The following is a 13,290-nucleotide window of genomic DNA, read 5'->3' as shown; positions in this document are numbered from 1 at the left end:
TTGCTGTTATTAATGTTTCTCTTCTTCGTCTATACCTTTACGAAGCGCGTTCCAGGCCAATGTGGCACATTTGATCCGCGCTGGAAATTTATTCACGCCCGAGAGGGCCTCGATGTCTTCATAGCCTTCGAACTCCACCGGTTCGCCTTTCATGAGGCCGGAGAAACGATCCGCCATATCCAGCGCCACCGCTACGGTTTTGCCTTTAACAGCTTCAGTCATCATGGATGCAGATGACATGCTGATTGAGCAGCCTTCACCGTTATAACGTGCATCCTTGACAACACCGTCCTCCACCTTGAGCTGAAGCGTAATGCGGTCGCCGCAAGTCGGGTTGTTCAGTTCAATCTTCAAGGCATCGTCCTCGAATGAGCCGCGATTCCGTGGGTTCTTGTAGTGGTCCATAATTACGCGTCTGTACAAATCATCCAAGTTCATAGGTGAAATACTCCTTTGCCTTGATTAACGCATCCACCAGCCGGTCGACATCCTCTTCGGTGTTGTAGAGATAGAAGCTGGCCCGAGCCGTTGAACTGACCTGCAGCCAGCGCATCAGCGGTTGGCAGCAATGATGGCCTGCACGAACGGCAACGCCTTCGGCGTCCAGTACAGTTGCTACATCATGGGGATGCACATCCCCGAGATTGAAGGTTACAACGCCAACCTCGCGGTTGCGGGGTCCATAAATCGTCAGATCGTCGATTTGAGACAACCGCTGCTCAGCATAAGCGGCAAGCTTCATCTCGTGATTGTGAATGGCATCCATCCCGATTTCCTGCAGGAAATCAATTGCAGCCCCCAGTCCGACAGCGCCAGCGATGATCGGAGTGCCGCCTTCGAATTTCCACGGAAGCTCTTTCCAGGTGGATTCATACAGGCCCACATCATCAATCATTTCACCGCCGAATTCCACAGGTTCCATGGCTTCCAGCAGCGCTCTCTTTCCGTAGAGGGCACCGATGCCGGTAGGTGCGCACATTTTATGCCCGGACAGTGTGTAGAAATCACAATCCAGATCCTGCACATCAACCTTAAGATGCGGAGTACTCTGCGCACCATCCACTACAATCACTGCACCATGACGGTGAGCGATAGCGGCAAGCTCCTTGATCGGATGGGTAACCCCCATAACATTGGACACATACGCGATTGCCACGATCTTAGTCCGGTCTGTAATGGTTTTCTCCGCATCCTCCAAGGTTATGTTGCCATCTTGTTGCAGTGGAATATACTTCAGAGTTGCTCCTGTCTTCTTAGCAAGCTGCTGCCAAGGGATCAGGTTGCTGTGATGCTCCATTTGAGTAAGCACAATCTCGTCGCCTTCGCCAACATTGGCAGGGCCATACGAGGAAGCAACCAGATTCAGAGCAGTTGTAGTACCACGTGTGAAAATAATTTCCTTCGTGCTCCGCGCATTGATGAACTTGGCAAGCTTCTCACGCGCGCCTTCATAGGCATCCGTCGCCCGGCTGCCCAGAGTGTGCACCCCGCGGTGCACATTGGCATTGTCCCATTCATAATAATGCTTGAGCGCATCAATCACCTGGCGCGGCTTCTGCGAGGTTGCCGCACTGTCCAGATACACAAGCGGATGCCCGTTAATATTCTGGTTCAGGATAGGGAACTGTTCGCGGATGGTGCTATTCATTGTCCTAACTTCCTTTCCACTAGGGATTGGAGCTGGGTCCGCAGTCCCTCCAGTGGAATTTGAGACACGACAGGTGCCAGGAAGCCGTAGATGATCAATGCTTCCGCGTCACGTCTGGAGATTCCGCGGGACATCAGGTAGTAGACCTGCTCGGGATTGACCTGTCCTACGGAAGCGGCATGGCCTGCTGTAACATCATCTTCATCTATCAGCAGAATCGGGTTAGCGTCGCCGCGTGCTTTTGGACTCAGCATCAGAACTTTTTCAGTCTGCTGACCGTCTGCACGGGTTGCGCCCTTCTCGATTTTGGTAATTCCGTTAATGATCGAATTAGCTTCCTCACGCATTACTGCACGAGTGATCATGTCACTTGGTGTGTTTTTGCCAAAATGCTGTGCTTGTGTAGTATAGTTCAGCTTCTGTGAACCAGAACCTACAGCAATAACTTTAGCATCAGAGCTTGAGCCATTACCCTTCAGGATCGACTTGGTGTCACTTGCGGTATGGCCATAGTTCATCTCGCCGACGATCCATTCGATCGTTCCATCGTTATCCACAATAGCACGGCGATAGGTAATATCGGCAGTATCTGCACCCAGTTGGTGAACGGTAGCATAACGCACATGCGCACCAGCACCAACGAACACTTCCACAGCACCGTTATGCAGACCGGCTTCCGCCTTGTCCGATACATAGTTGTCTACGTAGGTTACAGAACTGTTCGTGTCCGCAACAATCAGGATATGCGGAACGAAGGCTGCTTCTGCATCATCTGTAAGCAACACTGCCTGCAATGGCGTTTCAATAACGACGTTCTTCGGCACGTAGAGGAACACCCCTCCGTTCCAAAGTGCAGCATGTAGCGCGGCAATGGAGTGCTCTTCAGGCTTCACGGCTTGATGCAGGTACCGCTGTACCAGCTCACCATGCTCTCTAGCTGCAGTCTGCAGATCAGTAAAGATCACACCCTGTGCTGCGAGTTCTGGGGAGAGGTGAGTGTACACTGCACCAGAGTTGCGCTGAATAATCAGGTTGCCCTGCTCCTGGTCCTTCACCAGTTCTGCAATAGAAGCTGGAACTGCACTCAGGTCAGTCAATACTTGGCTTGATTTATAGGTTCCGTAATTGTCCACGTTCCATGGATCAATCTTGGTTTTTTCGAGTTTAGGCAGCCCCAGTTCGGCTGCCAGTTCCAGTGCACTCAAACGGCTTGCTTGAAGCCAGTTTGGTTCGCCGTTGCTTTGCGATAGCTCGCTCAGGGCTTTGGCGTCCACCGGAAGAATGGTTTGCGTCGTCATAAGTGGTCTCCTCCTTCCTGGCGTCTCTTAAGCTTCTTGTCCTACAGTCTCGTCTTCAATACCCAGCTCTTCCTTAATCCATTCATAACCCTCAGCTTCAAGGCGCTGTGCCAGCTCAGGACCACCGGATTTCACGATGCGGCCTTGCATCATTACGTGTACGAAGTCTGGTTTGATGTAGTTAAGCAAACGTTGGTAGTGAGTAATAACCAGGAAGCCGCGCTCTTCGCTACGCATAGAGTTAACGCCTTCTGCTACGATTTTGAGTGCATCGATGTCAAGACCGGAGTCAATCTCATCCAGCACGACAATCTTAGGATCCAGCATCATCATTTGCAGGATTTCGTTACGCTTCTTCTCCCCGCCGGAGAAGCCTTCGTTCAGGTAACGGTGCAGGAATTCAGGATTCATGTCGAGTTCCTTCATCTTCGCTTCCATTTGACGGATAAAGCGGATCAGTGAAATTTCGTTGCCTTCCTCACGACGTGCGTTGATTGCACTGCGCAGGAAGTCAGAGTTAGTTACTCCGGAAATTTCGCTCGGATATTGCATTGCCAGGAACAGACCGGCGCGTGCGCGCTCGTCTACAGCCATCTCCAGAAGGTCTTCACCTTCAAGTGTTGCTGTTCCTTCAGTTACTTCATATTTAGGATGGCCCATCAAAGCGGAAGCCAGTGTACTCTTACCTGTACCATTCGGACCCATGATCGCGTGGATTTCTCCACCCTTCATGGAAAGGTTAATGCCTTTCAAAATCTCTTTTCCTTCAATCGTCGCTTTCAATCCCTCGATGACAAATTCTGCTGCCATAACTGTTATTCCCTCCATTGTTCGTGATTTGCGAAATCAGAAAGCTGCATGTGTATTTAGCAGGGCGTTCCCTGATTGCCAGCACAATTAGATTGTATATCACATTAAAATTATTATAAATTGAAAATCCCTGATTATCAATGATTCTCATTAATTTTATTATAAATGCGGTTCTTTTACAAACGCTGATCTACAATTTTCAGGGCTATAGGACTGGCATCGGCGAACATTCTCTCCCTTCCAGCTAGATATACATGAATTATAACTTTTGTGACAGAAGTCTACAAATTTTCATGAAGCGCATCCCTCAATCAACAAGAAGAGCCTCCCGCCGGGAGGCTCTTTTGAATCCTGAACTATCATTATTTAACTCAAAATGACTTGTCTGCTATCCAGCAGTTTTATCCCAGAAAAGAACGTAGCATCCATTGCTGCTTCTCCAGATCGCTGCGGATTTTGATGAACAGATCGGCTGTCGGCTGATCGTTTCCTTTTTCCGCCAGTTCAATCCCTTCCGTCAGCTCCTCCGATACAGTCGCGAAGTCTTCAATCAGGGTCTGAACCATCGCTCGTGTATCCTCCTTGCCCGTTGCTTCCTGGATGGTAGCCAGTTCGAGATATTCCTTCAATGTAGCGGCAGGACGTCCCTTGATGCTCAGCAGGCGCTCCGCCACCTCATCCATTTTGAGCGTGATATCGTCATATAACTCTTCAAATTTAACATGCAGGGAGAAGAACTGCTCTCCTTTTACATACCAGTGATAGTTATGAATTTTTACGTACAACACATTCAGGTTGGCTACCTCACGGTTCAGAATTTGTTCCAGCGAGGCAGTATCGACTTTGTTGGTTGCTTTAGCCATGTCTCTATCCCTTCCTTATCCGTAGATTAACCGGCTGCAGGTTCCTGTCCGGCCTAGCGTTGTCTATTCTCCATTTACCCTTCCGTATGTAGGATGAACCAAGAAGCAGCCCCTTATGCCCCCTTCATGACATTCAAAAAAGGGCCCGCAGGCCCTCTGGACTTCTTATCCTCAGTAAAAGATAGCTGGAATCTCAAAGCATGCGGAGCAAAGCCTCCGATCCGGGCATGCCCGGGAGAATCCCCAGATTCTCTGCTTCTATAGTTACTGACTCCAGCGGTGCTTCAAGTAGTTGCGACAACGTCCGCACGCCTACTGCACGCGCAGCGATGATCCCGCGGTCGCTCAGCTTCTCATTCAGCAGGCCTACATCCAGGGCACCGCACATAATGTAACCCCGGCTTGTGCTGATGGTAAGCAATGTTGTTTTGGGGAGTTTGACTTCCACTCCGACCAGGACATGGCCCCCTACCGTAATGGGCTCCAAAGTAACCACAGACAACACCTCCTTGTTTTGACGATCCACGATGTATTTGTATTCATACCCAGCTTTCCGCGTGTGGACGATAGACCTATAATTTCCATATGGGCAAAAGAGAAATGAAGTCCGCGCTCCCCCATTACGAGGTATATGCTTTCGTCCTGTTTAGTGGTATAGTTTATTAAGCTTTATTATTATTTTGAAAGATCGTTTCCAAACGATTTGAGCTGGGGGAAATATGGACAAGAAACTGCAAAACACGGACGGTAACTATCTTTTCAACGTCGACATCCTGATCAATGCCCGTACTAACCCGCTTGCCTTGCAATATTTGCTTGAGATGTTGAACAACAATGACAAGATTACCGATTTTAACATTAATTCGGGCCTTGAATTGGGGCGAACAATAGACAGTCTTCTCCGTTCGGCTAAAATGGCTCTGCAGCAGGAGACTCCCCCTCCTACACCCATAAAATTGCCAGCGAAGCAGACGAAGAAGCAAACACCGCAACAAGCGGAGCCAAGAGCAGAGAAAGCTCCCGACAACGGACCTTCCGATGTTCATGGAAAGATCCGTCAGTATATTCAGAATAATCAGTTGGTCCGCCTTAGAGCGAACCGCCGCGGACAGCAGGTATCCATTCCCTGCCGCATTTTGAATTTTGATGAGACAGACAACTCGATCAGCGTCTATCATGTCGATGAGAAGCAAGTGTACACCTTCAGCTTGTACGAGATCGACGAGTTTTCGTAAAGAACGGCATAACAGGCCAACAACAAACAAGCACCCGCCTTATGATCAAGGTCGGGTGCTTGTTTGTTGTTAAATCCAAGACATTCTAGTAAATAAGATCATATAGTGGGCGACTAGCGTTGAGGTTTGCGCGCAAAGGCTTCCAGTGCCAGACAGATCCAGCCTGCAATGAAGCTCACACCACCAAGCGGCGTGATGGCGCCGAGAACCTTAATCCCGGTTATGCTCAGAACATACAGGCTTCCTGAGAACAGCACGATACCAATCATCAGCAGCCATCCAGCCCAGCGAAGCCGGGCACTCTCTCCCCATTGTCCCGCAACCAGAGCAATCAGCACTAAGCCAAGCGCATGGAACATATGGTACTGGACGCCAGTCTCATAGACCGTCATGTAATGCTCGCTGATGACCGGCTTCAGTATATGGGCACCAAAAGCGCCAATGGCTACCGCCAGCATCGCCAGCAAAGCGCCCCAAGCCATAAATGTGCGTTGCATCATAGACAACTCCTTAGAATAAGCTTCCCCTATCTTAACGTATCACTACAGATCATTTCCAGCCGGAATCCATGAACTTTTTGCGTCCGGGGACTTGCTTTTAACACCACCTTATGAAAAAGTTAGGAGTACACATTTATTCATAGCTTCTAAAGGAGTGTAGCCTGTGGAGTATAATCCTCAATCGAAGCAAGAGCCGCTGGACACAGAATCAGAAGACAGGTTTGCTAGCGAACAACCGTCTGAATTCCAGCAACCCTATCAATACCAAGAGATGAAGCAGGATTTCAAACATTCCGGGCCCGGCATCGCTTCATTCGTCATCAGTATGGTCACCGTGCTCGGCTACGTCATTGCTTTTGTAGTCGTAGGCGCGATGGCAACCTCCGTATTCGATCAATCAGGAAATCTATTGGCCAGTGCATCTGAAGTCATTATCACTATTGGTATTTCCGTACTGATTCTGTCAGCCCTGAACGTGATAGGCGTAGTTGTCGGGATCGTCGGCCTCGCCCTGCGCAACCGCCGCAAGGTGTTTGGTATTATTGGTACCATTATCAATGGGGTCATCGTACTTCTTTTCATGATGCTGATCTCTACTGTCTTCGTCAACGCTGGCGGACTTTAATCACGGTAATCACCTTAGACACAAACGGGTGTGCCATCCTTTTCAGGAATGGCACACCCGTTTTCCTTTATAAGTCCACTGGTAGTGCGTCAGCCTCCCGTATCTGCCAAAGAAAGGTTCAACAGTATGTGCTGCTTAAGACTCTCATCGCCTTCTACGGTTTTCTCCACATATTCAAAGATAACAGAGTCGCCTTCATTCAGGGTCTCCGGCACATTCTCCATCCCGAGTCCCAATTCGAATGAGGTAGCTCCATCCTTCGTCTCAATCTCCACAGAATGGTTGTCAATTTGACCATTATAAATTCCAGTTCCCATGATTGCATCAGCTTCGGAACTAGGGGAAGGTGTGGGCTCATTGCTTTCAGCCGGGGTCACTGTCGGCACCGGTGTTGCACTGTTGTCGGCGGGCTGAGCCGAGTTATTTCCGCTACAAGCGGTCAAAGCCATCAGCAATACAGCAGCAGCTGCTGTGGCAGGGAATAAACGTTTCTGTCTCATCTTGGCTGCCTCCTTGGGGTTCAGATCGTATTCTCTATCAAACTTTTTAACCTACCCTATTATTAACGTAAACCTGGGAGTCTTGGTTGCAAAAATATCCGGCAGGCACCTCTGCAGCCTAACCATGGCTCAGGTCGCGCTATACGCCACCTGACCGTTCACGACGGTCATTTGGACCTTCACCTGCAGCAGCTCCTGCGGATCGGCATGAATATCACGGTCAATAACCGTGAAATCCGCCCAGCGCCCGGGAGCGATGGCGCCACGCTCATGCTCTTCTCCGGCCGCCACAGCACTGCCAGACGTGAACAGTCCCACAGCCTCTTCTACACTAAGCTTCTCCCCAGGCAGGTAGCCGTCATGAGTCTCCTCCGGCTTGCGGCGGGTGACGGCGGCGTGCAGGCCAAGGAACGGATTGATCGGCTCAATCGGTGCGTCGCTGCCACCGGCACATGGGATGCCTGCGGACAGCAGCTTGTTCCAGGCATACAGATAGTCTCTCCGCTCGTTCCCCACCCGGTCCAGTACCCAAGGAAAGTCGCTGGCGACGAACCTGGGCTGGACATCTGCGATCAGCCGTAACTTCTTCATGCGCTGGACCAGTCCGGCATTCAGGACCTGGGCATGAATGAACCGGTCCGGCAATGCAGCGGACATAGGCAGCGGTGCATGCTCCATGGCGGTAAGCGTCATGTGCGCAGCGGCATCTCCGATGGCATGAACCGCAATCGGAAAGCCCAGCCTCCGGGCAGCAGCGGTGATCTCATGAATCTGCTCCTGCGTGTAGATGGCGATGCCTGACGTATGCGGTGCATCGCTGTACGGCTGCTCCAGAAGCGCCGTCCGGCCGCCGATGGCTCCATCGGTAAACAGCTTGACCGCGCCAAGCCGAAGCCACTCATCGCCTTGACCAGCATGAAGACCTAGTGCCTCCACCTCCGGCAGATAGGTGTTGTACAAGAGCTGATGAGTGCGGAAGAACAATCCTTCCTCCTTCAGCTCCCGGTGAATCCGCAGCATCGTCTCCACGCTGTCCAGTAGCCGCAGATCCTCAGTGTGGACTGCGGTTATCCCATGCGCCAAGGCGTCCAGATACCCGCGGCGCATCGCCTCTTTCTTGGCCGCATAGTCTGGCGCGGGCTGTACGGCCATGAACGGCGCGGAAGCATCCTCGTACACCCAGCCGTTCAGACGGCCGTCCTCGCTGCGTCCATATGCACCTGAGGTGAAATCTGGCGTTCCTTCTGTGATCCCGGCCCGGCGAAAAGCCTCGCTATTCCCCAGATATGCATGGAAGCAGGTCCGGGTCAGAAACACCGGATGACGGTCCGTGATCTCGTCCAGCTCTCCGATATGGGGAGCAACCGCCGGGCTGAACTCATTCTCGTTCCAGCCCAGGCCGAGAATCCACTGTCCGGCGGGCGTCACTTCTGCGCGTTCCCTGATCATGCGCAGCATCTCTTCCTTGGAGGACACGCCGGTAAAATCAAGCATGTCCAGCTTCATTCCATGCATCCCCAGATGCAGATGGGAATCGACCAGACCGGGCAGCACATGGGCGCCTTCCCAGTCCACAGTAGAGTACGACCCGCCTGCAAGCTGCAAGGCCAGCTCCTTGCCGTTCCCTACGGCGGTAATTAGGCCGTTCTCAGCTACAATTGCATCTGCCGCTCCGTGGCGGGACGGCAGCTTTCCATTTTTATATAGAATCGTTGTCATTAAGCTCTGCTCCTTTACGGGTCACTTCACCTTTTACTTTCTGAGATTATCACATATCCCTCGTCGCCATGAATATACTTTATTTACAAGCCGGCAAGGTCCGGCTGCACAGCGCAACTTATATCCATGGGGAGGTGGTCATCCTGTCGCAATCATCCGGTCCCTTTACCTTTGTCGTATCCAAAGAAGACTGGTCCCTGCACCGCAAAGGCCATCAGGATCAGGAACGCCATCAGCAGAAGGTCAGGGAAGCCATTAAGGATAATCTGCCCGACCTTGTTACCGAAGAGAATATTATATTGTCGGATGGCAAGCAAATCGTCAAAGTCCCTATCCGCAGTCTGGATGAGTATCGTATTATCTATAACTTCCGCAAGCAGAAGCATGTCGGGCAGGGCGACGGAGACAGCCAGGTCGGCGACGTGCTGGGGCGCGATTCTTCCTCTGCGCAGCCGGGCAAAGGCGAGCGGGCCGGCGATCAGCCAGGTCAGGATACCATCGAGGCCGAGGTCGATCTGGAGGACCTGGAGGATATTCTGTTCCAGGACATGGAGCTGCCGCACCTGAAGCCGAAGGACAAGGAAGAGATTGAAGTGAAGTCCATCGTCTTCAACGATATCCGCAAAAAGGGTATGATGTCCAATATCGATAAAAAGCGCACCCTGCTGGAGAACCTGCGCCGCAACGCAAGCAGAGGAACGCCCGGCATCCACGGCATCAGTCCTGATGATCTGCGCTACAAGACATGGGATGATATCACGATCCCCCATTCCAATGCCGTCATTATTGCGATGATGGACACATCAGGGAGCATGGGCTCCTTCGAAAAATACTGTGCCCGCAGCTTCTTCTTCTGGATGACCCGCTTTCTGCGCCGCCAGTATGAGAAGGTTGAGATTGTTTTTCTGGCGCATCACACGGAAGCCAAAGAAGTCAGCGAGCATGATTTCTTCACCAGAGGCGAGAGCGGTGGAACCATTTGCTCCTCCGCCTACCAAAAGGCGCTTGAGATTATTGATCAAAGGTACCCGCCGTCCAAGTACAACATCTACCCCTTCCACTTCTCGGACGGCGACAATCTTACTTCTGACAACGAGCGCTGCGTCAAGCTGATCGGCGAGCTGCTGAAGCGCAGCAACCTCTTCGGCTACGGCGAAGTGAACCAGTATAACCGCAGCAGCACACTGATGTCAGCCTATCGCCACCTGAAGCATGAGCAATTCATGCATTATGTGATCAAGGATAAGAAAGAAGTCTATCAGGCACTGAAAACTTTTTTCGGCAAAAGAGAATCCGTGAACAGCTAATAACGCTCCGATTGCCATCCATAATGAAAAGGGGCTATCCCAAAACAGGCGAATTCCTTAACGAGAAGCCCATCTGCCTAAAAATAATGCAAAAAATAGAACATGGCGGTGCTCAGGAGGATTCCTGAACCCGCTATGTTCTTTTTGTAGTCGACGACCCCTTATTGAACAAGGGATGGGCACGCTGATAAGCACGCGGATAGGCAAACGAAAGCCACTCATTCTTCGGGCGTGCATATGGCATTCAAATAGATAAAAACAAAGCCACCCATTCTTCGGTCGTGCATATTCCCTTAAAGGAAAAGAGTATATCATGCAGCGAATTAATAACTGGAATTTCTCTCGTTATTTATTCAATAACAACGTATTCCTAAAGAATAACTGGAGAAATTCCCGTTAATTCGAGCAAAACCTTTAAGAGGGAAGAATTAACGGTATATTTTCCTGTTATATCAGAGCCAACTCTACCGCATCCGCTTTTTAAATTAGCAGAATAACCCCCACTTGGCTTAGCAGGTTGTTGATGATCTCCGTCCGCCGAAAAGGGAGAGTATCCATTAGGATCAACCCTGCTCAAGGTTAATGGGCATTTACTTTTTTGTGCTGGCTATTTGAAGGGTAGTGTTCCCTTTTGGGACAACCCCATTTTGTTGTTTCATGATCTCCTTTACTCAGGAGGAGCCCTGAAAAGAAACCAGCGACTTCTTCAATTCCTCAGCTAACCCCTCCAGCTTGCCAGACAACGCCACCAACTCTTCGCTGACCACGGACTGCTCGGTAGACATGGACGCAACCTCTTGCGTGGAAGCGTTACTCTGCTGCACCACGGCGCTGACATTAGCCATAGCATCGCCCAGCTGCCGCTGAAAGGCAATCAATTCGTTAACCGCAGCCGTAGAATTCGTAATGTGCCCGAGAAACTGTTCCATTTCTGACCGGACCTCACCAAAGACCGCCGAAGATTCACGTACCGAGGCAATCTGCTTCCCGAATAGCGGTGCTGCTTCATTGACCACAGTCACCGTGTCTTCGATATTCTGACCGATTTCCTCCGTAATCTGGGATACGGACTGGATAGACTGATTCGACTGGTTAGCCAGTTGACGGATCTCATCAGCGATCACCCGAAAACCTCTTCCCGCCTCTCCGGCTCTTACCGCTTCTATAGAAGCATTGAGAGCTAGAATATTCGTCTGCTTGTTGACAGCGATCATGGGGCTGAGGATGCTGCGGATCAGATGTGTGCTTTCCCGCAGGTTGGCCGAATTCTCCTGAATGAGATTCATGAGGTTCAATACCGACTCACTCTGCTCCACCAACTGCCGCATGGTTTCCGAGCCTTGGCCGCTGATGGCAACGATTTTGCCAGTCGAAATGTCCATGGTAGCGTTCAGTTCCGTGACCTCCTGCATTTTCTCACCCATGACCTCCACATTGCGGTGGCCACGTTCGGCCTCGGCGGCCAGACTTGCTGCACCACCAGCGATTTCACTGGTTGCAGCAGCCACCTCTCTCGCATGCAGCGAGATGGTGCCCGACACCTTCACCAGCTGCGCAGAGGTCGACAACACCCCGTCTGCTGACAGACGGCTCTGGGCCGCCAGCCTTGAAATCTGCTCCATCATCCGGTTGAAGCTGTGGCCGAGCCGGCCGATCTCATCTTGGCTCTTGAAGTTCGTACGAACCTGGAGGTTGCCCTTCTCCCCCTCCTCCATCAAGCTGGCCAGCTTCCCGAGCGGTTTGCCAACCAGGCGCAGCAGCAAATAACCGATCAATAAGGCCACAACACCCGCTGCCAGCACGACGGATAACGTTATGTATAACAGCTTGTTGGCTGAGCTTGTAAAATCACTGACCGGCGCATAGCCCATCATCGTCCAGCCACCGATGCCCAGCGGCTGATAGACTACCAATTGGGACTGCCCCTGCTCATCCGCTGCCGTGAAAGAATGATTGAGCTGCGGCCCTCCTGCAGCATTCGGCTTGTCCCGGCCTTTTGACATGTCCGGAACCTTAATGAAGGCTTCTTGACCCAGCAGCTTGGAGTCAGCTGCATACACAATCCCGCCTTCGGGTGTGACAATGCGGATCTCACCGTCTGCCCCGATTTGAAGATTGTCCAGCAGACTGGTGATGGCACTCCCTTTTACCTCAATCAGCATGTAATATTCAGCCTCGGGATGCTGCATATTTCTCAGCAATCGGCCCATCGTCAGAGAAGGCTCGCTGTACACGTCGAAGAATCCTTTCTCCCTAACAGGGAACCAGACCGGATTGCCCTTTGCGTCTTCGATCTGCTTCACCCGGGCGGCTACACCCTCATCAGTCCGGACAGCACCGGTCCCCGTAGACTTGTAGGAATCAACATCAATCAGACTTTTCGAGAGCAGCCGGATCCCGGCCATCCGTTTGTCCGAATCCCGGACGGAATCCAGCTTGCGGCGGATGCGATCCTCCGCAGCGGCTTTTGACACCGTTCCCACCTGTTTATTGTTAGCGGTCTCCAAATCGGCTTTTAATACCGGATCTACAGCGAACTGCCGGGAGAGCGCCTCATATTCGGCCAGCAGAAAATCCAGCTTGTCCGCAGCCTGTACAATAGACTGGCCTGAAGCCGCCGCCACCTCATCCATGATGATCCCTTTAGCCGTATAATAGGACGTTAAACCAAGCACAGTGGACAGCAGGACAATGGAACAGAACACAATGAGAAATAGCTTCATGCCAACTGACTCGAATCGTATAATCCATGACCGTCTCATAACTCTTTCTCTCCCCATAATTC

Annotated in this window: 13 protein-coding genes; 3 read left to right on the top strand and 10 right to left on the bottom strand. The window is 51.4% G+C overall.

Translation table 11 applies throughout. From position 1 onward, the window contains the following. Nucleotides 1–9 precede the first annotated feature (9 nt). The 6 genes from sufU to HPT30_RS26015 form a co-directional block, all read right to left on the bottom strand. A complete protein-coding gene (sufU, locus tag HPT30_RS26040; protein WP_066374069.1) occupies nucleotides 10–438 on the bottom strand; it encodes a Fe-S cluster assembly sulfur transfer protein SufU in 429 nt (142 codons plus the stop codon). After that, nucleotides 425–1,648 (bottom strand): cysteine desulfurase, encoded by a 1,224-nt coding sequence (locus tag HPT30_RS26035; protein WP_175374199.1) that lies wholly within the window; start codon nucleotides 1,646–1,648, stop codon nucleotides 425–427. Before HPT30_RS26035 ends, sufU begins: the two co-directional genes overlap by 14 nt. Beyond that, entirely contained in the window at nucleotides 1,645–2,946 is a 1,302-nt protein-coding gene (sufD, locus tag HPT30_RS26030) for a Fe-S cluster assembly protein SufD (protein ID WP_175374198.1), read from the bottom strand. The genes HPT30_RS26035 and sufD overlap by 4 nt, the downstream gene beginning before the upstream one ends. A gap of 27 nt (nucleotides 2,947–2,973) precedes the next feature. Then, nucleotides 2,974–3,756, bottom strand: a complete 783-nt coding sequence (gene sufC / locus HPT30_RS26025) for a Fe-S cluster assembly ATPase SufC (protein ID WP_175374197.1) — start codon at nucleotides 3,754–3,756, stop codon at nucleotides 2,974–2,976. A 401-nt stretch (nucleotides 3,757–4,157) separates the two neighbouring features. Next, entirely contained in the window at nucleotides 4,158–4,619 is a 462-nt protein-coding gene (locus HPT30_RS26020) for a Dps family protein (protein ID WP_175374196.1), read from the bottom strand. 193 nt (nucleotides 4,620–4,812) lie between these two features. Beyond that, nucleotides 4,813–5,115 carry a YunC family protein gene (locus HPT30_RS26015; protein ID WP_066374063.1) on the bottom strand — a complete coding sequence of 101 codons (303 nt, stop codon included), beginning with the start codon at nucleotides 5,113–5,115 and terminating at the stop codon, nucleotides 4,813–4,815. Between the two features lie 223 nt (nucleotides 5,116–5,338). On the opposite strand from HPT30_RS26015, the gene HPT30_RS26010 reads away from it, so the two are divergent. Then, nucleotides 5,339–5,854, top strand: coding sequence for a hypothetical protein (locus HPT30_RS26010; RefSeq protein ID WP_175374195.1), 516 nt, complete (start codon nucleotides 5,339–5,341; stop codon nucleotides 5,852–5,854). A gap of 113 nt (nucleotides 5,855–5,967) precedes the next feature. Here HPT30_RS26010 and HPT30_RS26005 read toward each other — a convergent pair whose 3' ends face one another. After that, nucleotides 5,968–6,351, bottom strand: coding sequence for a DUF423 domain-containing protein (locus HPT30_RS26005; RefSeq protein ID WP_175374309.1), 384 nt, complete (start codon nucleotides 6,349–6,351; stop codon nucleotides 5,968–5,970). A 166-nt stretch (nucleotides 6,352–6,517) separates the two neighbouring features. Between HPT30_RS26005 and HPT30_RS26000 the strand changes: the two genes are divergently transcribed. Continuing rightward, the gene (locus HPT30_RS26000; RefSeq protein WP_175374194.1) at nucleotides 6,518–6,979 is read left to right on the top strand and encodes a hypothetical protein; all 462 of its coding nucleotides are present in this window, start codon (nucleotides 6,518–6,520) and stop codon (nucleotides 6,977–6,979) included. Nucleotides 6,980–7,068: 89 nt separating this feature from the next. On the opposite strand, the gene HPT30_RS25995 is transcribed toward HPT30_RS26000, so the two are convergent. Both HPT30_RS25995 and HPT30_RS25990 read right to left on the bottom strand, forming a co-directional pair. Beyond that, nucleotides 7,069–7,479 (bottom strand): LytA/YqiH family protein, encoded by a 411-nt coding sequence (locus tag HPT30_RS25995; protein WP_175374193.1) that lies wholly within the window; start codon nucleotides 7,477–7,479, stop codon nucleotides 7,069–7,071. 129 nt (nucleotides 7,480–7,608) lie between these two features. Continuing rightward, a complete protein-coding gene (locus HPT30_RS25990; protein WP_175374192.1) occupies nucleotides 7,609–9,198 on the bottom strand; it encodes an amidohydrolase in 1,590 nt (529 codons plus the stop codon). A gap of 68 nt (nucleotides 9,199–9,266) precedes the next feature. Between HPT30_RS25990 and yhbH the strand changes: the two genes are divergently transcribed. Beyond that, nucleotides 9,267–10,505, top strand: coding sequence for a sporulation protein YhbH (yhbH, locus tag HPT30_RS25985; protein WP_376767061.1), 1,239 nt, complete (start codon nucleotides 9,267–9,269; stop codon nucleotides 10,503–10,505). A gap of 671 nt (nucleotides 10,506–11,176) precedes the next feature. Here the strand turns inward: yhbH and HPT30_RS25980 are convergent. Next, a complete protein-coding gene (locus HPT30_RS25980) occupies nucleotides 11,177–13,267 on the bottom strand; it encodes a methyl-accepting chemotaxis protein (RefSeq protein WP_175374191.1) in 2,091 nt (696 codons plus the stop codon). Nucleotides 13,268–13,290 lie beyond the last annotated feature (23 nt).

It is taken from the genome of Paenibacillus agri (assembly GCF_013359945.1).
GTDB lineage: Bacteria > Bacillota > Bacilli > Paenibacillales > Paenibacillaceae > Paenibacillus_AQ > Paenibacillus_AQ agri.
This window is presented reverse-complemented; position numbering and strand designations above follow the sequence as displayed.

What these genes read in the sequence shown, in the direction of transcription:
- sufU (WP_066374069.1), bottom strand. Translation starts at nt 438, where the DNA reads ATGAACTTGGATGATTTGTACAGACGCGTAATTATGGACCACTACAAG.
- HPT30_RS26035 (WP_175374199.1), bottom strand. Translation starts at nt 1,648, where the DNA reads ATGAATAGCACCATCCGCGAACAGTTCCCTATCCTGAACCAGAATATT.
- sufD (WP_175374198.1), bottom strand. Translation starts at nt 2,946, where the DNA reads ATGACGACGCAAACCATTCTTCCGGTGGACGCCAAAGCCCTGAGCGAG.
- sufC (WP_175374197.1), bottom strand. Translation starts at nt 3,756, where the DNA reads ATGGCAGCAGAATTTGTCATCGAGGGATTGAAAGCGACGATTGAAGGA.
- HPT30_RS26020 (WP_175374196.1), bottom strand. Translation starts at nt 4,619, where the DNA reads ATGGCTAAAGCAACCAACAAAGTCGATACTGCCTCGCTGGAACAAATT.
- HPT30_RS26010 (WP_175374195.1), top strand. Translation starts at nt 5,339, where the DNA reads ATGGACAAGAAACTGCAAAACACGGACGGTAACTATCTTTTCAACGTC.
- HPT30_RS26005 (WP_175374309.1), bottom strand. Translation starts at nt 6,351, where the DNA reads ATGCAACGCACATTTATGGCTTGGGGCGCTTTGCTGGCGATGCTGGCG.
- HPT30_RS25995 (WP_175374193.1), bottom strand. Translation starts at nt 7,479, where the DNA reads ATGAGACAGAAACGTTTATTCCCTGCCACAGCAGCTGCTGCTGTATTG.
- HPT30_RS25990 (WP_175374192.1), bottom strand. Translation starts at nt 9,198, where the DNA reads ATGACAACGATTCTATATAAAAATGGAAAGCTGCCGTCCCGCCACGGA.
- yhbH (WP_376767061.1), top strand. Translation starts at nt 9,267, where the DNA reads ATGAATATACTTTATTTACAAGCCGGCAAGGTCCGGCTGCACAGCGCA.
- HPT30_RS25980 (WP_175374191.1), bottom strand. Translation starts at nt 13,267, where the DNA reads ATGAGACGGTCATGGATTATACGATTCGAGTCAGTTGGCATGAAGCTA.